At 46.8% G+C, this 23,180-nt stretch carries 21 protein-coding genes; 4 read left to right on the forward strand and 17 right to left on the reverse strand.

Translation table 11 applies throughout. From position 1 onward, the window contains the following. Positions 1 to 179: 179 nt before the first annotated feature. Genes AB6805_RS00005 through AB6805_RS00020 form a run of 4 tightly spaced genes read right to left on the reverse strand, consistent with a single transcriptional unit; the run spans position 180 to position 6,660 of the window. Positions 180 to 932 carry a class I SAM-dependent methyltransferase gene (locus AB6805_RS00005; RefSeq protein WP_370907402.1) on the reverse strand — a complete coding sequence of 251 codons (753 nt, stop codon included), beginning with the start codon at positions 930 to 932 and terminating at the stop codon, positions 180 to 182. 16 nt (positions 933 to 948) lie between these two features. After that, complete coding sequence (locus AB6805_RS00010) at positions 949 to 4,122, reverse strand: efflux RND transporter permease subunit (protein WP_370907403.1); 3,174 nt, start codon at positions 4,120 to 4,122, stop codon at positions 949 to 951. 21 nt (positions 4,123 to 4,143) lie between these two features. Continuing rightward, a complete protein-coding gene (locus tag AB6805_RS00015; RefSeq protein ID WP_370907404.1) occupies positions 4,144 to 5,277 on the reverse strand; it encodes an efflux RND transporter periplasmic adaptor subunit in 1,134 nt (377 codons plus the stop codon). Positions 5,278 to 5,313: 36 nt separating this feature from the next. Beyond that, the gene (locus AB6805_RS00020; protein WP_370907405.1) at positions 5,314 to 6,660 is read right to left on the reverse strand and encodes a TolC family protein; all 1,347 of its coding nucleotides are present in this window, start codon (positions 6,658 to 6,660) and stop codon (positions 5,314 to 5,316) included. Positions 6,661 to 6,834: 174 nt separating this feature from the next. Here AB6805_RS00020 and AB6805_RS00025 point away from each other — a divergent pair, with 174 nt between their 5' ends. Both AB6805_RS00025 and AB6805_RS00030 read left to right on the forward strand, forming a co-directional pair. Next, positions 6,835 to 7,539, forward strand: a complete 705-nt coding sequence (locus AB6805_RS00025; protein ID WP_370907406.1) for a TMEM175 family protein — start codon at positions 6,835 to 6,837, stop codon at positions 7,537 to 7,539. 11 nt (positions 7,540 to 7,550) lie between these two features. Continuing rightward, on the forward strand, positions 7,551 to 8,591 hold the full coding sequence (locus tag AB6805_RS00030) for a hypothetical protein (RefSeq protein WP_370907407.1): 1,041 nt from the start codon (positions 7,551 to 7,553) through the stop codon (positions 8,589 to 8,591). 78 nt (positions 8,592 to 8,669) lie between these two features. On the opposite strand, the gene AB6805_RS00035 is transcribed toward AB6805_RS00030, so the two are convergent. Continuing rightward, the gene (locus AB6805_RS00035; RefSeq protein WP_370907408.1) at positions 8,670 to 9,644 is read right to left on the reverse strand and encodes a hypothetical protein; all 975 of its coding nucleotides are present in this window, start codon (positions 9,642 to 9,644) and stop codon (positions 8,670 to 8,672) included. A 205-nt stretch (positions 9,645 to 9,849) separates the two neighbouring features. Further along, the gene (gene idi, locus AB6805_RS00040; RefSeq protein WP_370907409.1) at positions 9,850 to 10,383 is read right to left on the reverse strand and encodes an isopentenyl-diphosphate Delta-isomerase; all 534 of its coding nucleotides are present in this window, start codon (positions 10,381 to 10,383) and stop codon (positions 9,850 to 9,852) included. A gap of 179 nt (positions 10,384 to 10,562) precedes the next feature. Here idi and AB6805_RS00045 point away from each other — a divergent pair, with 179 nt between their 5' ends. Next, positions 10,563 to 11,033, forward strand: a complete 471-nt coding sequence (locus AB6805_RS00045) for a GAF domain-containing protein (protein ID WP_370907410.1) — start codon at positions 10,563 to 10,565, stop codon at positions 11,031 to 11,033. A gap of 47 nt (positions 11,034 to 11,080) precedes the next feature. Beyond that, complete coding sequence (locus AB6805_RS00050; RefSeq protein ID WP_370907411.1) at positions 11,081 to 11,821, forward strand: tyrosine-protein phosphatase; 741 nt, start codon at positions 11,081 to 11,083, stop codon at positions 11,819 to 11,821. A gap of 2 nt (positions 11,822 to 11,823) precedes the next feature. Here AB6805_RS00050 and AB6805_RS00055 read toward each other — a convergent pair whose 3' ends face one another. From AB6805_RS00055 to AB6805_RS00105, 11 genes are all read right to left on the reverse strand, one after another. Further along, entirely contained in the window at positions 11,824 to 13,449 is a 1,626-nt protein-coding gene (locus AB6805_RS00055; RefSeq protein WP_370907412.1) for a gliding motility-associated C-terminal domain-containing protein, read from the reverse strand. Between the two features lie 180 nt (positions 13,450 to 13,629). Next, entirely contained in the window at positions 13,630 to 14,166 is a 537-nt protein-coding gene (locus AB6805_RS00060; protein WP_370907413.1) for a hypothetical protein, read from the reverse strand. Between the two features lie 2 nt (positions 14,167 to 14,168). Continuing rightward, on the reverse strand, positions 14,169 to 15,116 hold the full coding sequence (locus tag AB6805_RS00065) for a glycosyltransferase family 4 protein (protein ID WP_370907414.1): 948 nt from the start codon (positions 15,114 to 15,116) through the stop codon (positions 14,169 to 14,171). Then, on the reverse strand, positions 15,113 to 16,033 hold the full coding sequence (locus AB6805_RS00070) for an NAD-dependent epimerase/dehydratase family protein (protein WP_370907415.1): 921 nt from the start codon (positions 16,031 to 16,033) through the stop codon (positions 15,113 to 15,115). Before AB6805_RS00070 ends, AB6805_RS00065 begins: the two co-directional genes overlap by 4 nt. After that, a complete protein-coding gene (locus tag AB6805_RS00075) occupies positions 16,023 to 17,252 on the reverse strand; it encodes a glycosyltransferase family 4 protein (protein ID WP_370907416.1) in 1,230 nt (409 codons plus the stop codon). Before AB6805_RS00075 ends, AB6805_RS00070 begins: the two co-directional genes overlap by 11 nt. Continuing rightward, the gene (wecB, locus tag AB6805_RS00080; protein ID WP_370907417.1) at positions 17,252 to 18,403 is read right to left on the reverse strand and encodes a non-hydrolyzing UDP-N-acetylglucosamine 2-epimerase; all 1,152 of its coding nucleotides are present in this window, start codon (positions 18,401 to 18,403) and stop codon (positions 17,252 to 17,254) included. The genes AB6805_RS00075 and wecB overlap by 1 nt, the downstream gene beginning before the upstream one ends. A 24-nt stretch (positions 18,404 to 18,427) precedes the next feature. Then, on the reverse strand, positions 18,428 to 19,546 hold the full coding sequence (locus AB6805_RS00085; protein WP_370907418.1) for an NAD-dependent epimerase/dehydratase family protein: 1,119 nt from the start codon (positions 19,544 to 19,546) through the stop codon (positions 18,428 to 18,430). A 41-nt stretch (positions 19,547 to 19,587) separates the two neighbouring features. After that, complete coding sequence (locus AB6805_RS00090) at positions 19,588 to 20,028, reverse strand: WxcM-like domain-containing protein (RefSeq protein WP_370907419.1); 441 nt, start codon at positions 20,026 to 20,028, stop codon at positions 19,588 to 19,590. 26 nt (positions 20,029 to 20,054) lie between these two features. After that, the gene (locus AB6805_RS00095; protein ID WP_370907420.1) at positions 20,055 to 21,203 is read right to left on the reverse strand and encodes a right-handed parallel beta-helix repeat-containing protein; all 1,149 of its coding nucleotides are present in this window, start codon (positions 21,201 to 21,203) and stop codon (positions 20,055 to 20,057) included. A 38-nt stretch (positions 21,204 to 21,241) separates the two neighbouring features. After that, the gene (locus AB6805_RS00100) at positions 21,242 to 22,285 is read right to left on the reverse strand and encodes a polysaccharide biosynthesis protein (protein WP_370907421.1); all 1,044 of its coding nucleotides are present in this window, start codon (positions 22,283 to 22,285) and stop codon (positions 21,242 to 21,244) included. A 1-nt stretch (position 22,286) separates the two neighbouring features. Continuing rightward, entirely contained in the window at positions 22,287 to 23,180 is an 894-nt protein-coding gene (locus AB6805_RS00105) for a glycosyltransferase family 2 protein (RefSeq protein WP_370907422.1), read from the reverse strand.

Raw genomic sequence — 23,180 nt, forward strand, 5'->3', positions numbered from 1 at the left:
TTAAATGGCTTGAGTCCAATACAATATCGAACTCAAGCCGCCTAATCAAAAAAGTCTAAACTTTGGGGAGCAGTACATATATCCGCTTCTATCTCCCATAATCCTTTATAAAATCAAAAAAGTAAAAATCCAGGTAATCAGTATAATCAGCGTAATCCTGAGCCAAGACAAAATCCGCGTTATACCCGTCCCACATAAAGTTTCGTTTCGTAGTGGAATTTCACCATCCCCTGCTCCTTGTATTTTCCGAAGAGGTCTTCGAATGCTCGCATCATGGGGATATGCGACGGGTGGTCTTGTTCGGGGACGTAGGAGGAGGAGAGTAATCTTCCTTTGAGGGCAGGGAAATCGAATAGCTGGGCGTTCTGAAATACTTTTTCCTGCATGGTGCCGGGCTGAAAAAAGCCTGCTAACTGCGACGCCCCAACGTTTCTGTGCTGCATATCTTTATAGTCGGTGCCGTATTGATGGAGGAGTTTTTCATAACCTTTTTCAAACGGCAGGTCGGCCTGGCGTACATTCCACATCAGTACTACCTTTGTATTTTCGCGGCCGATGCGGCGGAATTCTGCGACGGCGGCCTGCTGATCAAACCAATGAAAAGCGGTGCCGGCCACCACCAGGTCTACCGAGGCATCCGGGAGGGTGGTATGTTCTGCGCTGCCGTTAATGGCGGTGAAATTCGGATACCGGTTCAGCAATCTTTCAGCGGCCTCCCTCATTTCTTTGTTGGGTTCCACGGCGTATACCTTGTTGCCATTGTCGAGGAATGGCTGCGCAGAAATGCCGGTACCCGCACCGATGTCGGCCACAATAGTATGGCGTGTTAAGCCGGTTTCGGCTTCGAGATAAGGGATAATGGCCACAGGATAATGTGGCCGGTATTTGATATAGTTATCTACGCGGGTGCTGAAGCGTTCAGTATTTTTCATCGTAATGAAGTTAGGGTTATTCTCCTAATCCTTTTGGCTTTTTCTCTTCATTACCATGGGCTTCGAGGTCAGCCAGTTTCTTTTTACCGTAAGATAATTTCGTGATCAGCACATACAAAACGGGTACGGTAAAAATTCCCAATAAGGTAGCAGCAAGCATCCCTCCCACTACGGTAAAGCCTATATTAACACGGGAAGCCGCGCCGGCGCCCTGTGCCAAACACAATGGCAACACCCCTAGTATGAATGCGAAGGAAGTCATCAGGATTGGACGTAAACGCAGTTTTACGGCCTCCAGTGTGGCGTCTAACAATGGCATGCCCCTGTCTACACGCTCTTTACAGAACTCTACGATCAGGATGGCATTTTTTGCCGCCAAACCGATCAGGGTGATCAAACCAATCTGGGAGTATACGCTATTGGATTGTTTCGTTAACGACAGCGCCAGGATAGACCCGAACAACGCGATGGGTACAGCCAGCAATACGGAGAACGGCACCGACCAGCTCTCATACAGCGCGGTGAGCAACAGGAATACAAACAGGATAGACAATCCAAAGATGAGCACACTACTGTTACCCGCTTCAATTTCCTGCAGGGATACGTTCGCCCATTCGAAAGAGAAGTTCTCCGGCAGCACCTGTGCAGCCACTTCTTTCAGCGCATTGATACCATCACCGCTGCTGTAACCGGGCTTGGTGTCACCGTTGATTTCAACGGAGCGGTACAGGTTAAAGTGGTTGATTACCGGGGCGCCGGATGCTTTCTTGGTGGTGATCAGTGCGCTGAGCGGCACCATCTGCCCCGTGGCATTGCGGACATAATAAGTGTTAAGATTATTGATGCTGGTACGGTAGGTAGAATCTGCCTGCAGTACTACGCGGAAGCTCCTGCTGAATTTGGTGAAGTCGTTTACATACAATCCTCCGAGGAAAGTTTGCAATGCATTGAACACATCGCTGACGGCTACACCGAGTTGTTTACATTTGTCGCGGTCCACCTCCACGTTGAATTGCGGGGTGTTGGCGCTGAAGAAAGCATATGCCCTCGCTATTTCCGGCCGCTGGTTGGCAGCCATCAGGAACTGTCCCATTACCTGCAGGAACTGGTTGATATCGGGATTCGTCCGCTGCTCCAGCATAAAGGAGAACCCACCGGTATTACCTAATCCACGCAGTGTGGGTGAAGGGATACAGATGATATTGGCCCCGATGATACGACTGGTCGCCATTTGAATTCTTCCCAATACGGTCCCCATATTATCCCCGTGCTTGTATCGCTCATCCCATGGGCGGAGGCTCACGAAGAAGGTGCCGGAGTTAGGCTTGGTGGCATTCGCCACGAAGTTGATCCCTGTTATACCAAAAAAGTGCAGCACGGCACTGTCCTTCAGCAGGATATCGCTGATCTGTGCCACCACTTCTTTTGTTCGCTGGGAAGAAGACGCTTCCGGCAGTTCCAGTGCAATGAACATGGCGCCCATATCTTCCTGGGGAACAAAGGTGGTGGGTGTTTTCTTAAAGAGATAAAATGCCGCGGCAAACAATACGGCCATAATCACCAGTACTGCCGGCGTTTTACGGATGCTGAACATCACGCCTTTACCGTAGCGGTTAGTAAATCTTTCAAACCATTGGTTAAATTTGAAGAAGAGTTTATTCAGTCCTGTTGACTTCTGGGTAAGATGCGCGGGCCTCAAAAGAATAGCCGTGAGTGCAGGCGTTAACGTTAGTGCCAGGAATGCCGACAACAACACCGAAAAGGCGATGGTTAAGGCAAACTGCTGGTATAGCCGTCCGCTTACACCGGGAATAAAGGCTACCGGCACAAACACCGCTGCCAGGATGAGGGCGATGGCAATTACCGGTCCCTGTACTTCCGACATCGCTTTGAAAGTGGCTTCACGCGGCGACATCAGGTTTGCATCGATATGATGCTGCACGGCCTCCACCACCACAATAGCATCATCCACCACAATACCGATGGCCAGTACAAAACCGAACAGCGTGAGGGTATTGATGGAGAAGCCAAGTAACTGGAAAAATATAAAGGTACCTATCAGTGAAATCGGGATTACCAGGATGGGGATGATGGTGGCCCGCCAGTTCTGCAGGAATACAAATACCACGATCACCACCAGTATCAGGGCTTCTACAAAGGTTTCTATTACTTCTTCGATAGAAATTTTAACGAAAGAGGTAGATTCAAACGGCACCAGCCATTTCACATCTTCCGGGAAACGTTTGGACATTTCCTCCATTTTGGCCATTACCAGGTCGTTTACGTCCAGTGCATTTGCACCAGGCGCCAGGTAAATAGCCATACCACTGCCGGTTTTACCATCTGCTTTTGCTTCGATGGCATAGGTAAACGAGCCGAGGTCGATCCTGGCTACATCACGGAGACGAACAAGGCTACCATTCTGACTGGTAGCTACTACCACGTTGCCAAATTCTTCGGTGGTAGCCAAACGGCCTTTTACACTCACCGTATATTCAAAAGCCTGCGTACTGCGCATAGGTGCGGCGCCTACACTACCAGCCGGCACCTGTTGGTTCTGTTCTGTGATGGCCCGGGCAATATCGCCGGCGGTTAATCCGAGGGCGGCCATTTTATCCGGGTTCAGCCAGATACGCATACTATAATCCTGGGAAAAGGCATTTACGTCACCTACACCGGACACACGGGCCAGCTCGGGTTTCAGGTAAATATTCAGGTAGTTATCGAGGAATTCGCGCGAGTGTTTTCCTTTGGGAGAGTTCAGCGCGATTACCATCAACATATCATTGGAACGTTTCTTAACGGTTACCCCTACACGACGTACTTCATCCGGGGTGCTTGGCAGCGCGAGACTTACCCGGTTCTGCACATCCAGGGTAGCGATATCCGGGTTGGTACCCAGTTTAAAGCTGACGGTAATACTCATGGAACCATCATTTGCACTTACGGATTGTATGTACATGGCGCCTGGTGTACCATTCACCTGGTTTTCTATGGGGGTGGTCACTGTTTCCTCTACCGTTGTGGAGTTGGCTCCCACGTAGTTGGCCCTTACATCCGTTACCGGCGGTGCAATATCCGGCAGCTGTGCAATCGGGAGGTTAAACATACAGATGAGCCCTACAATCACAATAATGATAGCAATTACGATCGTAGTATTCTTTCGCTCTATAAATGTTTTTGAGATCATACTGTGATGGTGATTTAGGATTTATTGTTTTGCCCCTGCTCCTGCTCCGGCGATATTCACGGTATCTCCCGGTTTCACCCGCTGGATGCCGTCCACCACGACCCTGTCGCCGGCTTTCAGTCCGCTGGTAACCAGCTGCATGGTATCTGTAACCGGGCCGGGAACAATGTCCGTAGCGCCAACTACATTGTCTTTTGAAATAGTATATACACTGGTTTCCGACAGGTTCTGGATAATTGCTTTAGCCGGAATTGCCAGCTGGGTGGCGGGAGTGCCGTATTGCATTACAATGACGATGCTCATACCCGACTTCAGCATATTTTCCTTGTTTTCAAAAACGAGTCGTACCCGTACGGTACCGGTTTGCGGATCCACAATATTATTGATGGTTAACACTTTGCCTGCTTCGCCGTAGCGGGTGCCATCACCGAACTGGATGTAAAATTTCTGATCACCGCCTTTGCCTTGCTGAATGCGCAGGAATTCCGGCAGGCGGGCCTGTGGAACGTCCATATCCGCAAACATGGGGTGTTCATTTACGATGGTGTTGATGAGGGTTTGACCGGCATTAATCACGTCTCCCACTTTTATTTGTGCGATACCGATTTTGCCGGTTACGGGCGCCCGCACCACGGCATGGTTTACATCGGTACCGGCCCTTGCCACGGAAGCTTTTGCCGCAGCCACATTGGCCTGGGCGGTTAACATAGCCGTGTAAGCCTGATCTACCGTTTGTTTGGAGATCGCATCATGGTCCAGGAGGGATTTATATCTTTCGTAGTCGCGTTGCCGTTGTGCCAGGTCGGCTTCGGCCTGTTGCTGGGTAGCGGCTACCTGTCCGTAGGCGGCGGCATAGCGGCTTCTGTCAATATCATACAGGGGCTGGCCTTTTGTTACATTACTGCCGTCGGCCACCCGGATGGCTTCCAGGTAACCGGAAACATCCGGCTTCAGCTGCACAACATCATGGGCCATGAGGGTAGCAGGGAATTTCTCCGACACGGTATATACGGCCGGTACTACTTCAACAGCTACCACCGTTGGCTTCATCTTCCCCATCATAGCAGCCTGTTGTTGCTTTTTGCTGTTGCCACAGGCCACACAGAGTATCATTCCTGCCACATAAAAGGTCCGCTTGTAATTTATTAGATACATATGAGAAATTGATTGCGAATTACGAATGCTGATACTTTATTTGATTTTGCCCATGGCTTTATCCAGTTCTGTTTTGCTGATCAGGGTGTTTAACAGGGCCTGCACATAATCTACTTGTGCCTGTTTCAGTTCACTTTCTGCGGAGATCACATCAAGACTGCTGGCTACTCCCTGTTCAAATTTGAGCACAATACGTTCATAAATGCCCTGGGTGAGTCCCATATTTGTTTTCTGGGTAACGAACCTGGACTTGTTATTAAGGTATTGCGTATTGGCGTTGGTAACTTCCAGTTTAATCTGCTGGGACAGGTAACTGAGGTCGTTCTCTGATTTCTCTAAAGTAATTTTGTTCTGCCTGATCTGGTGTATTCTTTCCGTACCAGTAAAAATGGGCCATGCGAGGGTAAGTCCGAGAGCCGAGGCGCCGAAACCGGTTTTATACAAATCCCCGAAATCCGAGGAGAAATAGTTCCAGCCATAGTTCACAAAACCATTTAATGATGGCAGGAAGCTCATCTTTTTACTTTTCAGGTTCAGTTCATTCAATGCAATCTGGGTGGTTTGTATCCCGTATTCTACGCGGTCCTGTACCTGGTAATCAACGGTATCACTGATAAACGATTCCACGTTGAGGTCCTGAACGGTTTGTGTAAGATCCAGTTTTGCTTCCTGGGGCATGCCCATCTGGAACTTTAATAACTGGGTCGTATATACGAGTAAACGGATCTGGGTTTCGATATCGGTTACCACATTATTGTAAGACACCTGGATCCTGTCTACATCTACTCTTTCTGCCACACCTACATCATAGCGGGCCCGGGTATCTTTCAGGGTTTTCTCCAGCTGGTCCATATTGGCTTTGGAGAGGCGGATACTTTCTTCGTTGGCCAGCACGGCGTAGTAGGCTTTTGTAATAGCCACGCGGGTGTCGATCTCCGTTCTTTTATAGGATTTCTCTGCCAGGCCGCCATATACTTTTGCGGCTTTCAGCCCGAGGAAGTAGTCGCTGTTAAAAATGGTCTGGTTTACCTGTCCTGTTACAGCAGAGGCAAACCGGGTTCCAAACTGAACGGGGATTCTTACACCGGAAGTCGGGTTGGTCAGATCGGGTATCAAAGAGGTGGCCAGTTTCAGGTTATCTGTAAAGCTGGCATTGACATCTGCGTGGGGTAACAGCTTCCCGGTGGCTTCCTTGATCTGTTCCTGGGAGAAATTGATATCCAGCCGGGCATTTACGACATCGTTCTGATGAGCCAGGCCGTACTGTATGCAATTCGCCAGATTAAAAGCAAAGGGTCCCTGCTGCGCTGTATCTGTTTGCCCGTAAGCTCTTGTTATCCCTGAAAGTAAAACAAAGGTGAATAGAAAAAGACGACAATGCATACGTATTACTTTGAAAGTATATGATGATTGATAAATACTTAACAACAAACAGGTAAAAAGGTTCTGTTGACGAGCCGGCTATTACAAGGCTCCGGAAAATGAACAACATGCCTAATAACTGCCGGCTAAAAGCTATTTTCGTATCTTTCGGAAAAGTTATTGTTAACTATGTCTATGTCTGTTATAAAAGAACCCAAACCGTTTCATCGTGAGTTTGAGCTGGATCGATTGATGTTTTTCAGTGATGCGGTGTTTGCCGTTGCCATTACTTTACTGATCATCGGAATAAAACTGCCTGCCCTTCCGGGAAAAATGCCTGCCAACGGTTACTGGGATTTTTTTGAGCCTACTGCTATTGAGTTTTTAACTTTCGTAGTGAGTTTTGTGTTTATTGGAAACTTCTGGGTACGGCATCTTCAATTATGCCGGTTTCTCCAAAATTACAATGAAGGATTGATTCATCGTCATCTTTTCTTTTTATTTTTTATTGTGACGTTTCCTTTTTCTACTTCTGCCTTGCTGCATACGAGTTCCCACTTTATGCTTCCTTTCTTTATCTACCTGTGTAACCTGGCGGGTTGCCTGGCGGCTTTGTTCTGGATCAGCTATTATGTATTCCAGAAAAATCCGGACCTGGCCATTGCCGGTCATCATACGGAAAAAGAACTGTTATACCAGCGGTTTAAATACGGGTTTCTCACTATGGCAACTGGTTTCACCTGTATAGCGATGACTTATTTCCTGTATCCGGAAAATACGGCGTACCAGCGTGTCAGTTATATGCTGATACCTGCGCTGGCTTTGTTTAATTATTTCCGTTTAAAGATAAAAAAACGTAATACGCTCCGCCTGGTACACAAAATGGGGGCAAACAACTGAAAAAGCGGCCTATGTTAGAACTAGACAAAAAGGAAGCACAGATAGTACAACGGGCGATTCAGTCGTGGCAGCGCGACCGGCTCATCAGCGATGAGCAGGCCGGCGAGCTGCAGAAAAGCTACAAGGTGGTGAACACCGACTGGCAAACGCTTACGCTTTATATTTTTATTGCGGCCATATCCTGTGCGCTGATGGCGTTTGGATCGCTGGTGCTGGATGAGAAGTGGATAGAGATTATCCGGAAGAAGTTTTCGCTGACCGATAGCGTGATTGCCCTGGTATTTGGTGCGCTGACCATTTTTCTTTGTTATGAAGGCTGGCGGCGCAATAAACATCAGCCGCTGTTTTCGTTTAACCGGGAGCTTTTCTGGCTGCTGCCGGTGCTTAGTATAGGCGTGAGCGTGGTTTACCTGGGTAAAAGCGTTAACTACCTGGAAGGTAATTATGGCGCGTTCTGGTTGCTGGCTACGGCCTGCTACGGCGTGCTGGGCATTACGCTTCACTCCCGCCTGTTATGGATTGCCACCCTGCTTTGCCTGATCCCGGCTTATGTAAAGCTCACTTATTTCCTTACCGGCGATGCCGCTTATTTCCTGGGCATGAATCTTCCCTGCCGCATGGCCCTGCTGGGGGTGCTGCTCACGGGCGTGGCCTGGATACTCCGTCAATTCAAAGTATATGCGCCCATCAAAGACATTACGTGGAGCGGAGGCTGGCTGCTGCTGCTTATTTCCGGCTGGCTGATCTCTATTTTTGGGAATTGTGGTACCTGGGACGAATGGCAGCAATTGCGGCAGGTTCATCTGTTGCAATGGGTAATCGTTTACACCGCGCTGTGTGCAGGTGTATTGCTGCTGGGGCTGCGGTTAAAAGACGACCTGCTGCGCGACCTGGGTGTTGCCTTTCTGTTGCTGGACCTGTATACCCGCTACTTTGAATACCTCTGGGACTTCACCAACAAAGGACTCTTCTTCGGCATCCTGGCGTTATCCTTCTGGTGGGTAGGGCGGCTCATTGAAAAACGGATGAAACAGGGAACTGAACGAAAATAAAAAAGGCCTGCGGCAGTATACTTCTTTCTGAAAAAACAGATGCTTCTTTCTGAAAAAGCAAATGCCGCAGGCGCTCTTCTAGGCTGCTACTACCTCTCCTACGGCCATACCATACCGGCCGGTATCTTTCACACTCCAGTCGTAATTTCCTGTAATCCAGGACCGGAGCACCGACACGTACCGCAACAGTTCATAATCGGTTTCCATACCTTTCAGGGGAAGGAGTTTTTCCAGGGTAACAAAAATGGCTACTTCTTCATTGTGCATCCGGACCGCTTCGTTAATTGCCTCCTGGAGGCTGCATTGCCGGGCATGTTGTAATACCAGCACCAGGTTGTGCACGTCGCCCTGCTTCGCTTCCTTCGTACAGGAAAACAGGTCGTTTGCCCAGCAAACAATATTGTTGCAGGCCTGGATCATGCGCTGGATCAGGGGTTGTTCGACCACTTCCCGGCTGAGATACACTTTTTCGATGATTTCTATGGCTTCAATATCCGCCAGGAGTGCGCCGGTAAAGGGCCGCATGTGCACATAATCCGCCACAGAGGGAACAATACCGGCTTCCCGGTTTTCGGCTTCCCAGATACAGGACGTAAAATAATCGTCCATGCTGCGGATAAAACGAAGGCGCCAGGCGGGGCTGCTGATGGCGCGCATGCGCTCCCATATGCTGCTCAGGGCCGCCGGCAGCGGGCCACCGGCTTCCGGGGTTACCACGCGGTTGTGATGCAGGATGTCCATTAATCCCGCCATCATGCTTTTGAGATAGTCGGCTTTGCGGCCCATGGAGGCTTCGTCGCACTGATCATCAAGGATAAACAGCCAGGTGTTGAAATCCGCGATGATGCAAAGCTCGTGCAAAGCGGCATCAGGAAAAGCCCTGGCAGCCAGCCAGGCGAACCGGGCTTTCTCAAAGCGCCGCCAGGCCAGCTCAGAAGTGATCAGACCATAAGCTTGTACCCAGGAAACAATGTGTTGCTGGGCTTCATCTGCGTGTTGGTTAACGCCGGAAGGGAAAGGGTAACTGACAGTTGGCATTTGGATGGTTGTCATGTGTCTTTGGATTTAATAGTTAACTATGGTGGGTAATAAAAACGACGTTGGCATTACCGGGCGGGAATCCCGGAAAAAGTGTGAAGGAGCGGGCACAGGGAAGCAACCGCTACTTAAAGCAGTAAATAAGGCAGGTAGGTGCTATCATCTTTTAATTAAATGATCCGGTTAACAGCAAAATTGGCATAGTAAAATAAAAGTTTAATTATACAGCGCTGATCGGCGTACCCAGGTATTGTAATACCATTGGCAGTGCACGATGAAACCAGATGGTAAATGCAGCCGGTTCTTTTTTCATTAATTCCAGTATCTCGCCGGGAGACAGGTAGCGGTAATCACACACTTCGGATGCTTCGGGAAATATGTTGCCGTTATAGGTACCCAGCAATACATGATCAAATTCGTGTTCGGTTAACCCGTTATCAAAACCGGTTCTGTAAGTAAAAGAAAAAATCTCCTGCAGATCGCAATCGAAACCCATTTCTTCCCGTAAACGCCGGTGCGCGGCAACAGCAGTATCTTCACCTGGATACGGGTGGCTACAACAGGCGTTGGTCCATAGTCCGGCAGAATGATATTTCTCCAGCGCCCTGCGCTGCAATAAAATCTCGCCTGCATCATTGATGATAAATACAGAAAAAGCGCGATGAAGTAATCCTTTCTCGTGGGCTTCCATCTTCTCCATCGTTCCAATAGCCTCATCCTGTTCGTTCACTAATATTACGTCCGGTGATTTCATAGACTGTCAAAGATATTTGATTTACGCTTCCGGCAGATAAAAAATAGGACAAAGAATCAAAAAACTATGCTTAAACAAATAATAATTGGTTGAGTGGTTAACAGCAATACTTTAACGGTTACTTAGATAAATATAATATAAATTTTCCGGACTTTTGCAATATTAACAACCACAAAAAAATGGCAGAAGACTTACAAATCATCAAAGGAAATAAAGCGGAGCAATACACTTCCCTTCTTCCCCAGATAAAAGGATTACTGGACGGGGAAACCGATCTGGTGGCCAATATGGCCAATGTAGCCGCTGCGCTGAAAGAGCAGTTTGGATGGCTTTGGGTAGGTTTTTACCTGGTAAAAGAAGATGAACTGGTACTCGGTCCGTTTCAGGGCCCGGTAGCGTGTACCCGTATCCGTAAGAACCGGGGTGTTTGCGGCAGCAGCTGGGCACAGGCCAGAACACTCATTGTACCTGATGTGGAAGCCTTCCCCGGGCACATTGCCTGCAGCAGCTTATCGAAATCTGAGATCGTGGTGCCACTGATCCGTAACGGCGAAGTAACGGCCATACTGGATGCAGACAGTGAGCATCTTTCTCATTTTGATGTTACTGACCAGCAATACCTGGAGGAAATTGTGGCACTGATTGTGTGATAGCAAAGCGGATTTTCGTATCATCGCTTTATTGAGGGACCATTATTATGCTTTTCTTCAGAAAAAAAAATACCGAAACAACGCCGCCTGCAGACCTGCTGGCGTTCATGGCTACAGATATCCACTCCCACCTGGTGCCGGGAGTGGATGATGGCGTACCTGACGTGGCTACGTCGTTACATTTTATTGAACAGCTGCAGGCGATGGGGATCCGGAAAATTATCACTACCCCGCATATTATGATGGACCGGTACCCTAATTCCGCCGGTACATTAACCGATCCATATCAACAGGTACAACAGGAGTTGCTCCGGAAAAATAGTCCCCTTCCTTTTCACTTTGCTGCAGAATACTATCTTGATGAACAGTTTGTGCCGCTGATGCAGCAACCTTTGCTCACCATCTCCGGGAACAGGGTGCTGGTGGAAATATCGTTTATGTCGGCCCCGCCGCAACTGGCGCAATGGCTGTTTGATATACAGGCCGCCGGCTATCAGCCCGTGCTGGCCCACCCCGAGAGATATGGCTACTATCACGCAAACATACCGCAGTACGAACAACTGAAACAACAGGGCTGCCTGTTGCAGCTTAACCTGCTGTCGCTCACCGGTTACTACGGAAAACATGTACAGCAGGCCGCTGAAAAGCTGATGGCGGCTGGTTTACTTGATCTTATCGGTACCGATCTTCATCATGAAAAACACCTTCGTGCCATTGCCGGCATAGCCAAAAATACGAAGCTCCGCAAGGCATTGGAAGCCTATCCCTTTGGCAACGCCGCATTATAATATCATTGGATCAGCATCACCGTACCGGTTTGCTTTCTCGCCTGTTGCTTGCTATCAGTATACAAAAGTACCCACACATAAGCGGCCGTAGGTAACATTTTCCCTTTGAAAAGGCCGTCCCATGCGCCATCGGGACTATTGGTACTGAATACTGTTTGTCCCCAGCGGGTATATACTTCCAGCTTGTAGTCAGTTACATCGTCGTGTACTTTTGCACGGAACAGGTCATTCTGGCCGTCGCCGTTGGGGGAGAATGCGGTGGGAACGAAAACGGCGCACTGGCGGATGTTTTTATCAACATCTGCAGATCCTTTCACCTCACAGTCGTTTTTATCTTTTACCTGAAAATAATACCTGCCTTTGTCAAGGTGTCCAAGTATACTGTCCATCTGCCATTCAGTGCCTTCCAAACGATACGCATAGGGCTGGGTACCACCGTTTGCCTGTAAAAAGATCCTGCCATCAGTTGTTTCGCTGCAACTGGCTGCTTTCGTGGTAACGCTCAACAGTTGCAGTTTCGGTGGTTCTTTCAAATCTATTTTTTCATACGGATCTTCACATCCCTGTTCATCCTTTACCATCACGCGGTAAGTACCGGGATGCAGCTGATTAAATGCAGGTGTGTAACTGGGTTGCGTATCGTCATTTAAATAATAACGGTAAGGAGGAACCCCGCCGCTGGTTGTGAGCGCAATTCCATTTTCGTTATCCCCGTTACATTTTGAGATGATGGTGTTTACAACGCTTTTCAGATCCGTTTCTTTAATGACCACATCTACAGTAACCGAAGCGCCATTAAGCGCAGTAACGGTCAACTTATAAGTGCCGGCAGACAAGCCACTGACATGAGAGGTCGTTTGCCCGCCAGGCATCCATAAATAGGTGACCGGATTATGGGCACTGAGCAGCTTCACGGATGCTTCGCCGGTACCGGCATTTTTACAGGTGGTGGTAGTGGTTACTGATACCTGTGGCACCTCGCGGATAGTAGGAGAGAAATTATCCACCAATACAGCCGCATAACTTCTCTCTTTACATTTAAATATTGAATTAGGTCCGAAAATGATCTGCCGGTAATCTTTTTTAGGCGTAAAAACCGGAGCGTAACGTTTCCAGGTGGTGTGATTAAAATTACCGGACTCCCAGAGCAATTCGGGTTGTTCGCCGGGATTACATCCATAAATAGCGAAAGAGCCATTACAAATATCTCTCGTATAAAATGTGGTAGAAGCAAGGTCTACTGAAAGCGTATATGTTTTACCTGCTTTTAGCGGACTGCGAAGATTTTGTCCAAAAAGTTCCTGCCAATCATTTGTAAGCACTGCGCCAATATAAAAATCTCCGGCTGACGCAGGAAAAGAAAAACCGGCAATTCCCGGTTGCTGATCCGGCGATTGGCTTATCACCAGCCAGGGTTTGGGTAAACGTCCTGACACCGTTACTTTTCCTTCCAATGAGGGATTATCTATTACAATATCCTGTGCAGCAGTATCAAAGGCGGATGTTAAGAAAAGGGAAAGGAAAGTTGCCACACAAACAACTTTCCTTAATAAGCTATTGCTTATTAAAGAAGTGTCTGCACGGGCTTTCAATAATGCGATATGCACTATACAGGATATGGTCTTCATAGATAATACTAATTTCAAAAACAGGATACTGATCACATGTACATTCTCCCGGTTGAGGGAATAACGGTTGAAAAGTATTTATATTATCCACCATGACTAATGTAACGAATACTTCATTGATATCCGTGCAGTTTTTTTCCAGCGTACACAGTGGTATAAGGATTCAGCATAAAAACAGGATTAATCACCTACCACTGTTAGTGGTGGTACCACATCGCCCTGTGCAATAACGGTATTTCTCATTATAACGGCACCCTGGCCTATCAGTGCGCCATTACCAATAACAGCGCCTCCGCCTATATAGGCATTACCTGCAATATGAACATAGTCACCTATCACCGCGTCGTGATCCACAACAGCCCCGGCATTGATGATGGAGTGATTTCCAATAACACTGTTGGCCTGCACTACCGCATTGGCCAGTACAACACTGCCTTCACCCACCACCGCATTGCCGGCTACATAAGCAGCCGGATGCACTAAAGCGGTAAAACGGTGCGATACCTTTTCAGATAAATGCCGCCGGACTTCGTTATTACCAATCCCCAATACAAGCGGCGCCTCCGGAAAAAGTGAAGGCTGATATGCCTGTATCAGGGGGCTTTCACCTGTTGCCTGATCCGTGAACATTACGGGAACGGATCCGCCTGACAACATGACCAGATCAGCCAGTACATTTGCATGGCCACCAGCACCATAAATAAGACACGACTCCATTGTTAAACAGTTTTATGCATCAGTTTTGATTTTGCAATAACATATACCAGCACAAGCGGCAAACATACCACTAAGATATTTACCATCAGGTTAGTGGCATTGCCGATTACAAAAAAATTAACCAGCAACTGGGCCGCTGCATATAAAGACGTTACTACCAGGTGTGGTATTTTTCTTTCATTAGCCAGTATCTGGTAAAAATGCAAACGGTGTGCTTTAAAAATATTCTGGCGTAATGACAACCGGTGAATGATCGTTAAAATAGTATCCACCCCATATACAGAAAGGAACAGAAGATACTTCCAGTCGCCGGTAGTAAATATCAGTTTCAGCAACATGGTAACGATCCAGAAGGCAATGGTAACGCTTCCTACATCGCCGGCGAAACATGCTGCTTTTTTTCTGAAATTAAAGAACAGAAACACAACGCATGCCAATGCCGGTAACCAGATAAGATCTTCACTGATAAAAGCCTGTTGCCGGATATTTACATACTGCATCGCCGCCAGTACTACCAGGCTGTATAAGCCGGTGATACCATTGATGCCGTCCATAAAGTTATAGGCATTAATAATACCTATAACAAGGATATACAACAGGACCACCATAAAAATATTTACGTTGGCGAATACCTGCAGGTAGTACAGCATCATGGTTACGGCGGCCACCTGGAATATCATCCGGACGCGGTTAGGAAGGCTGTTGATATCATCCAGGAAACTAACGGTACCAATAATCAGCATACCCAGTACGGGCAGCCAGTATTCATCAAAGTGCCACACCAGCGCTGTCAGGGCGGCCACAACAAAGATGATACCACCACCCCGGATAGTAAGGGTGGTATGGGAACTGCGTTCGTTTGGTTTGTCGATAATGTTATAATGCGCGGCTATTTTAAAATATACTTTAATAGTAAGAAAGAAAACCAGCGCTAAAACAAGGTAGATCATACAACAAATCGTATTTTTTCTGCAACCGGCGATGGCCTCCAGTTAAGCGAAGATTTCGCCCTGGCGTCATCAAATGTCAGCGTTGCTGTTATTTTTTTTAATTTATCCGTATTAATAGGAAATCTGTCTCCCATTACATCTCCGGCTAGAGCCAGCAGTTTTGCCAGTGGAAGCGGAATTGTCAGCGGAGCTTTTCTACCCAGGCCTTCGGCTATTTTATATTCCAGCTCCCTGAAGGAAGGATGCCGGCTATCGGTCAGATTATAGATACCTCCCCTTTGCGCAACTGCAGGTATAACCATTGCCACATCGTATGCCCATACCATGCTTTTGCGGGCATCTGCCTTACCGATGCTCAGGTACCGACCAGTACGGATGCCATTTATCATTGCCTGAAGGTTGCCGGGAGGAGTAGGTCCCGCTATCAGCGGCAGTCGTAATATGCCCAGTTTAACGTTGTTAACGGCCGCCCATTCCTGCAGGTATTCTTCTGCCATAATTTTACTCTTTGCATACGGACTGGTGCCGTCCAACGGATCATCCTCGCTGATAAGCACTCCTTCTTCTTTCCCGTAAACTGCCACCGTACTGATAAAAATAAAGGACCGGGGAACTTTACCTTCCTGTTGCAGCGACTGACACAAGTTTACTGTTCCGCGATAATTTACCTGGAAGAAGCTTTCCTTTTCCTCTTCCGTTTTTGGCACACTATGGGCCTTCCCTGCACAATGAATTACACAATCAACATCAGGCAGGCCGGTAATCAGTTCCTTTGAAAAATCGGCGGTCAGATGCCCGCCGTTTGCTACAGCAGGTCCTCTTCCCACAGTGGTAATGAGGTGCTGCGAAGAAAGAACCTCGTATATCACCTTTCCAAGAAAACCGGATGCCCCGGTCAATAGAATATCAGTTTTCACTCATTGTCAGTTTTACATATTTATCCAAAATGATGTCCTGTGCATATTTATTAACTGCCAGGGTTCTTGCATTCTTACCTTTCTGTGTAAGCTGTGCTACATCAGTAACGGATAATCCATTGAAAAAATCAAGCAGGGCCGCTGATTCAGACACATCAAAAGTCCACCCTACATTGTGTTCATTTATCATGAGTGAAATCTCGCTGTTGGCATTGCCAATAAACAATATGGGCTTGCCTGCAGCCAGAATATTATATGACTTCGACGGTACTCCCAATCCGGCCATTCCTTCCTGTAAAGACACGATACCAACATCAGTTGCGTTCAGAAACTCCTGCTGTTTGCTCCTGGAGAAAGAATCCAGCATAGATACGTTACTCAATTGATGCGTTGCTATAAACTGCAGCATTTCCTTTTTTACGGCGCCTTCGCCTATAAATATAAAATGCAGCAACGGATTCCGGATATCTTTGATGATATGACATAATTCCATTAATCCTTGTACCCTGCCCAGGTTACCGGCAAACTGGAAAATGATCTTATCGGCAACACCCAGTTTCCTGATGACAGGGTTTTCATCTTTCGCTGTTGGAGCAATAGATACCGTATCCGCCCAGTTCTCTACAATCTTTATAACAGGTTGCTTTTTATACCCCTGCAATTTGGATTCAAACACCGCTTTCATATCCCTGCCGAGCACAAATAGCACCGCCATATTACTATAAGCCTTGTTAAAAACTGATTTCAACAGACGATATGGCAAGCTTCCCGGCTTCATTATTTTTGCCGCCACCAGGTTCTCCGGAAACACATCATGTACAATGGTAAAGCACTTCAGGGATTTCCACCTGCACACCCATGTTACCAGTGGCACTACGGGAGCGGGATTGGTTACGATCAGCACGTTGTCGCCTCTACCGGCTTTTCTCCATAATTTATACGTTAACTGAATACTTAGCAATGCCATCCGCAACGCACGTTGCAACAATTTATCTTTATTCAGCCCGGGCGTTTTCACCCGCGTAATTGTTATGTTAGCGTTAAGCGCTTCCGTGGCTACCAGGTTTGACTTCTGATAGGCAGCCGGCCCGCATATAACATGTACTTCCGTATCCCTGGCAAAATGCTCGCTGATCTTTGTCATGATATACGCGGTGGAAGTTTCTTCCGGGAAAAACAACTCAGTAACTACCCATAATTTCCGTTTGTCTTTTTTCATTAGTCGTTTATTTTCCAGACAGTCCTTCTCACATAATCCACATAAGAAATAATGATTCTGACTACTTTATCGGAAACATTTGGCATGGAATAGTCGCTTACCTCCCTGAAGTTCCTGCGATCACCCCGTTCCTGGTATTCAAGCTGCTGAAGACCCTGCAATATCCTTTCCGGATTCAATCCTACCATCATAACAGACGCTTCTTCCATAGCTTCCGGTCTTTCGTGCGCTTCGCGCAGGTTCAGCGCGGGGAAATTAAGGATGGAAGATTCTTCAGAGATAGTGCCGCTATCCGACAATACCGCTTTGGCCTGCATTTGTAAGGAGATATAATCACTGAGTCCGTATGGTTTCATGAGTTTTACCAGGGGGTTAAACGTCACTCCTTTTGCCTCTATCATTTTGCGGGTGCGTGGGTGCGCACTTACAATCACCGGCACATTAAATACTTCTGCAATGCTGTTCAGGGAAGTTACCAGGTGGTTAAAGTTGCGTTCCGAATTGATATTCTCCTCGCGGTGTGCAGACACCACGAAATATTGGCCAGGCTGCAGCTTCAGCTCCTCCAGGATGGTAGCGGCTTTTATCTTCGGCATGTAGTGATGCAGCACCTCATACATCGGACTGCCTGTTTTAATGATACGGTCTGCCGGCAACCCTTCCCTTAGTAAATATTCCCTGGCAATATCTGAATAGGTTAAATTGATATCACTGATATGATCTACTATTTTCCGGTTTGTTTCCTCGGGTACCCGCTGGTCGAAGCACCGGTTACCTGCTTCCATGTGGAAGATCGGGATCTTTCTCTTTTTTGCGGGTATAGCGCATAAACAACTGTTCGTATCTCCCAGTACGAGGAAGGCGTCTGGTTGTATGGTTTCCAGGAGAGGATCGATTTTAATCAGGATCTGCCCGATGGTTTCGGTGGCTGTTTTCCCGGCGGCCTCCAGGAAATGATCCGGCTTCCGCAAACCAAGATCTTCAAAGAAAATCTGGTTCAGCTCATAGTCGTAGTTCTGACCGGTATGCACTAAAATATGCTCAATTGCTGCCGATTCATCCAGCTTCGCCAATACCCTTGATAAGCGTATGATCTCAGGTCTGGTGCCTACTACCGTTAATACTTTTAATTTCTTCGTAACCGTGCTCATAAAAATTATATGATTAATTAGTTGCTATACCGTTTCAAAATAAGTATCGGGGTCCTGTTGATCAAAGAATTCATTGATCCAGAATACTGTGTACAGTTCTTCTGTACCGGTATTTTTAATATTATGTGTATACCAAACGGGCATATCTACATAGGAAGGCGTATCTCCATCCAGTTCGAAATCCAGCACTTCATCTGTATTATATTTCCTCAGCTGGATAAGTGCCTTCCCTTTAATCACCAGGAAACGTTCTATTTTCCTGGTATGAAAGTGATTTCCCCTGGTGATTCCCGGGTGTGTGGTAGAGAAAGACACCTGCCCTCCTACTTCGAGGCGGATCATTTCCACAAATACACCGCGGTTATCTGCGTGTTTTTTTAGGGGGAAAGGAAAATAGTTTTTATGGTCTATATAACTACGGAATGTATTAAACAGCTGGATGGTGAATTGATCTTTCATTTCAGGAAAAACGCCTTGTTCCAGGTATAATTCCCTGAAGGTATTCAGTTTTGCCAGGATTTCAGACACGTATATTTCACTGGTGGGTGCTACTTCATATACGCCGTCGTTGTTGCCGGTTTCCACTGCATGGATGATAGCCGTGGCCAGTTCATCTACATAAATCAGTTTCAGAAAACCATCCTGATCTATTTTGGGTATTTGATTATTACAGAGCTGATGGCAGAAGGTAGCCACCACGGAATTATAAAACGGTTTCCCAAATGGCCCGAATACATTGGGGATTACCATCCCGGTAAATTTGGCTCCGCTGGTAGCAGCCCATTGCTGTAATAATTCGCGGCCGGCTTTCTTTGATTTTCCATAAAGATTATCCCGTTCTTCCTGTGTGGAAGAAGAAAAGATGACATGCGGTTTATTGCCCGTTTTCTTTAATGCATTTACCAGTTGCTGTGCAAGACCCAGATTGGTATCATGGATCACCTGCTGATCCGGATGCCGGTTCAGGCCGGCGAGATGAACGATAACGTCACATTGCCCTGCCCAGTTTTCCAGGGCTTCGGCGGTATCAAAGAAGGATCTGTCGAACGGCACCAATGTAAATGTTTCCTTTAACAGCGAACACCTGTTAAACAAATAAGATCCTACAAATCCATTCTGTCCGGTAATACCAATTTTTTTCATTTATAAACTACTTGATTTATGATAATAGTTATGCGGTCTGTTTACAACCTGGCATGCTGCCAATCGAACCACTGATCTTCCGGGAATGACCACCTGTCGGCAGCCGATTCCTCCAGGGTCAGATCACTGTAAACCATCAGCACCGATCCGGGTATAAGTGCCTTGATACCATTGGCATATCCGGCGGGCACACTCAATACTACCGGCTCATCTTCATTTAATATCACATGGTCTGCCTTCAGTCCGGGAGAGGGTTTGTCCCAATCGTCTATTTTCACCCATGCCAGTACAAAAGCTCCTTTTACCACGTAAAAATATTTCTGCTCCACCCGGTGCCCCTGCCATGCGCGTACAACAGAGATATCATGATGTAACATCTGGTAAAACCTTTTTACGTCCGGGAAAGAGAAATCATTGACAAATTTCAGCGTTCCCCTGTGATCAGTGAAGGATGCTCCTTTTATGAGTGTTACTTCTTTCATTCAATGTTATTGTTTCCTGTTTATTACTAATGTACAAACTGAAGGTCCGTTTTTTTACTAACGGAGTTGATGATTAAGTTCCGGGTCTGACTGGAATCCAATACCCTCCTGTTGGCGGAGGATATTTTAACACCGGAGAAATTCAGCTTCAGGTTCTTTTCATATACACCCATGGCGTCAAGGGCTCTTTTTGAGTTGCTGTTCCAGTGTGGATTAATAACCGAGATATTCCCACCAAGATTACCGCCGTTGCCAGGCTGCAGCCGATAGGCAACCACCCTTAGCCCTCCGGCGGAATAATTATCATTATGGTTTTGCACGGTTACATCTACCAGGTTGTTCCCCCCGCCATATAAGCGGGTAATGTTCATCAGGATACCATAGCTTTCGTTTTTTTCCGTTACCGCATCTGTGATACGGATGCGCTTTAGTACATTTTTTGCATTGTTAGGCTCTACGTCGATACCGCACATAGGAGATTGGCCGTTCGTATATCCCGCATAGGGCGATATCAGCTGAAGACCGTCCACACTCACCACAGAAATGCCGTTTCTCCGGTTATTCCTGCAATAGGCGCCGGAAATCAGAATGTCCCGGCTTTCCCTACCCAGTTTCATATCTTCCCCGATATAAATACCATCTCCCCAGCAATCGTATACCTTTGGGTTTTTGATAGTAATATTATTGCCCGAATAAATGCCAATTCCTGCACCCCATTGACCGCCTGTTCCGAGATGCTGCTTCCGGTCGCCATAGATCACCGGATTTACAATGGTAACATTACTCACATCACGCATCCTTAATATCGCATACGACCCAGCGGTGGTTGGCTTTAACATAATTTTCGCCCCACTCTCAAAAGTAATATGCTTATTGCTGCCAATGATCAGGCCCTTATCATTTACCAATACCGGAAAACCAGGGAAGATGATTACATCATGCGTATCAATGGCCTTTTGTATTACATCCGTATAATCGACAGAACCATCTTTCACATAGCCCGGTGGCAAAGCATCTTTTATATTAAAAGCGGCGGATTGATCCGGTGTACCTGGTGCAGTACCCACACTATATATTGCTGTTTCCCGGCAATGGCTATCAACGGCGGAATTTACATCCGGAGATGCAAAAACCAGACTAAAGGCAACCAGCGGATATAATGGCAAGTGGATCATTCCTTTGCTTTTTAATATTGAACGTTCGTGTTTCTCTCCTATGATGCTATATTGGCCACGGCTTCCTTGCTGTTCATCAGTTCCGCCTTCACGAGCGGTTGTTTCGCCAACAGCTTCTTCATAGCCTCCACATCCAGTTGTTCCGCATTATGGGAATGATAATCATCTACAGTGGCTACATTCACTTCTCCTTCGGAGAAATACTGGCTGTAGTTCAGGTTCCTGTTATCAGCAGGAATACGGTAGAAATCTCCCATATCCTCTGCCTTCACCATTTCTTCGCGGGTGCAAAGGGTTTCATATAATTTTTCACCATGACGGGTACCTATTATTTTTATTTCGTTGTCCGCATGGCATAATTCTTTTAAAGCAGCTGCCAGGTCACCAATGGTACCAGCCGGCGCTTTATTTACAAAGAGATCGCCCTGGTTACCGTTTTCAAAAGCAAACAATACCAGGTCCACTGCTTCTTCCAGCGACATGAGGAAACGGGTCATATTCGGATCTGTGATCGTTAAACTTTCACCGTTTCTGATCTGTTTAAGAAACAAAGGAATAACAGAGCCCCTGGACCCCATTACGTTACCGTAGCGGGTAAGACATACCCTGGTGGCGTTTTCGGGAATATTGCGGGAAGCTGCAATGGCTACCTTTTCCATCAGGGCCTTTGAAATACCCATGGCATTAATGGGATAAGCAGCCTTATCTGTACTAAGACAAATAATCTTCGATACATTATTTGCTACTGCCGCATCGATAGCGTTCTGCGTTCCAAACACGTTTGTTTTGGTGGCTTCTATCGGAAAGAACTCGCAGGAAGGCACCTGTTTCAGCGCCGCCGCATGAAATACGTAGTCAACGCCGCGCATGGCCTTTTCGATGCTGTTATAATCCCGCACATCGCCGATATAAAACTTGAGCTTCCCGTTTTTCAACTGGTTGCGCATATCGTCCTGTTTCTTCTCATCCCGGCTAAAAATCCGGATCTCCCTGAAATGATCCGTATGAAGAAACTTATTCAGAACAGCGTTTCCGAATGAACCTGTTCCACCTGTGATCAGTAATACCTTATCTTTAAACATATCAGTTCTTATAGTTTAATGAATACATTTTTAAAATCAAATAGGGCGTCAGGTAAACTACCTTTGACATAAATTCCAGTGTTTTCCTGTTCTTAATAAAATATTTCTCTGTAAAATCAATCAGCGAGCTGCCTGCCTTACAAAATTTATAACTGAACCTTACGCCCGGCTTTAGCGTTTGCAATTCCGGTTTAATAGCGTTGTTATTATTAAAGAGCGTCCAGAGCTGCGCCTTGGACTTTATCTGTACCCTGGCCCGCAGCGCTGCATTGGCGCCTCTCAGCCGCACCCTGGTAAGAGATGCAGGAATAGCCAGCAACGGAAACAATCTTGCCATCATGATCCACAAATACCAGTCCTGTCCGTGTCTCATAACATTTGAAAATCTGCATGCGGGGTTCTCTTTCAGGTATTTTGCCCGGATCATCACACAAGGAGTGGCAATGGGCGTAGAAAGTAAACCCCTCTTAAATACTTCGCCGCTGAAGTCAGAAATGTCTACCAGTTTATAATCGGCTTCACTGCCATCGTAAAACGATGTATAGCTGGTATGCGACCACACTGCGTTCTCCGCAATCATGGCATTCAGCTGCACTTCCAGCTTCTCCGGCATCCAAAGATCATCTGAATCCAGGAATGCGATATATTCTCCCTCTGCCATTTCTATGCCCAGGTTCCTGGCGCTGGCAGGGCCTGCATTCTTTGTTTTTATGTATTTGATCTTAGTTTCATACTGCATCAAAAAATAGGTATCATCTTCCGGTGATCCATCATTGATGACCAGTATTTCATAATGCGGATAAGTTTGGGCCAATACACTGTCAATCGCCTGAGCCAGCCAGTCAACATTCGTATAAAACGGAATGATTACACTTATTTTCGCCTGATTCACCAT

This window comes from Chitinophaga sp. RCC_12, from assembly GCF_041360695.1.
Taxonomy (GTDB): Bacteria; Bacteroidota; Bacteroidia; order Chitinophagales; family Chitinophagaceae; genus Chitinophaga.

Excerpts from the sequence above, each read along its gene's own strand:
- AB6805_RS00005 (WP_370907402.1), bottom strand. The coding sequence starts at position 932 with ATGAAAAATACTGAACGCTTCAGCACCCGCGTAGATAACTATATCAAA.
- AB6805_RS00010 (WP_370907403.1), bottom strand. The coding sequence starts at position 4,122 with ATGATCTCAAAAACATTTATAGAGCGAAAGAATACTACGATCGTAATT.
- AB6805_RS00015 (WP_370907404.1), bottom strand. The coding sequence starts at position 5,277 with ATGTATCTAATAAATTACAAGCGGACCTTTTATGTGGCAGGAATGATA.
- AB6805_RS00020 (WP_370907405.1), bottom strand. The coding sequence starts at position 6,660 with ATGCATTGTCGTCTTTTTCTATTCACCTTTGTTTTACTTTCAGGGATA.
- AB6805_RS00025 (WP_370907406.1), top strand. The coding sequence starts at position 6,835 with ATGTCTGTTATAAAAGAACCCAAACCGTTTCATCGTGAGTTTGAGCTG.
- AB6805_RS00030 (WP_370907407.1), top strand. The coding sequence starts at position 7,551 with ATGTTAGAACTAGACAAAAAGGAAGCACAGATAGTACAACGGGCGATT.
- AB6805_RS00035 (WP_370907408.1), bottom strand. The coding sequence starts at position 9,644 with ATGACAACCATCCAAATGCCAACTGTCAGTTACCCTTTCCCTTCCGGC.
- idi (WP_370907409.1), bottom strand. The coding sequence starts at position 10,383 with ATGAAATCACCGGACGTAATATTAGTGAACGAACAGGATGAGGCTATT.
- AB6805_RS00045 (WP_370907410.1), top strand. The coding sequence starts at position 10,563 with ATGGCAGAAGACTTACAAATCATCAAAGGAAATAAAGCGGAGCAATAC.
- AB6805_RS00050 (WP_370907411.1), top strand. The coding sequence starts at position 11,081 with ATGCTTTTCTTCAGAAAAAAAAATACCGAAACAACGCCGCCTGCAGAC.
- AB6805_RS00055 (WP_370907412.1), bottom strand. The coding sequence starts at position 13,449 with ATGAAGACCATATCCTGTATAGTGCATATCGCATTATTGAAAGCCCGT.
- AB6805_RS00060 (WP_370907413.1), bottom strand. The coding sequence starts at position 14,166 with ATGGAGTCGTGTCTTATTTATGGTGCTGGTGGCCATGCAAATGTACTG.
- AB6805_RS00065 (WP_370907414.1), bottom strand. The coding sequence starts at position 15,116 with ATGATCTACCTTGTTTTAGCGCTGGTTTTCTTTCTTACTATTAAAGTA.
- AB6805_RS00075 (WP_370907416.1), bottom strand. The coding sequence starts at position 17,252 with ATGAAAAAAGACAAACGGAAATTATGGGTAGTTACTGAGTTGTTTTTC.
- wecB (WP_370907417.1), bottom strand. The coding sequence starts at position 18,403 with ATGAGCACGGTTACGAAGAAATTAAAAGTATTAACGGTAGTAGGCACC.
- AB6805_RS00085 (WP_370907418.1), bottom strand. The coding sequence starts at position 19,546 with ATGAAAAAAATTGGTATTACCGGACAGAATGGATTTGTAGGATCTTAT.
- AB6805_RS00090 (WP_370907419.1), bottom strand. The coding sequence starts at position 20,028 with ATGAAAGAAGTAACACTCATAAAAGGAGCATCCTTCACTGATCACAGG.
- AB6805_RS00095 (WP_370907420.1), bottom strand. The coding sequence starts at position 21,203 with ATGATCCACTTGCCATTATATCCGCTGGTTGCCTTTAGTCTGGTTTTT.
- AB6805_RS00100 (WP_370907421.1), bottom strand. The coding sequence starts at position 22,285 with ATGTTTAAAGATAAGGTATTACTGATCACAGGTGGAACAGGTTCATTC.
- AB6805_RS00105 (WP_370907422.1), bottom strand. The coding sequence starts at position 23,180 with ATGGTGAATCAGGCGAAAATAAGTGTAATCATTCCGTTTTATACGAAT.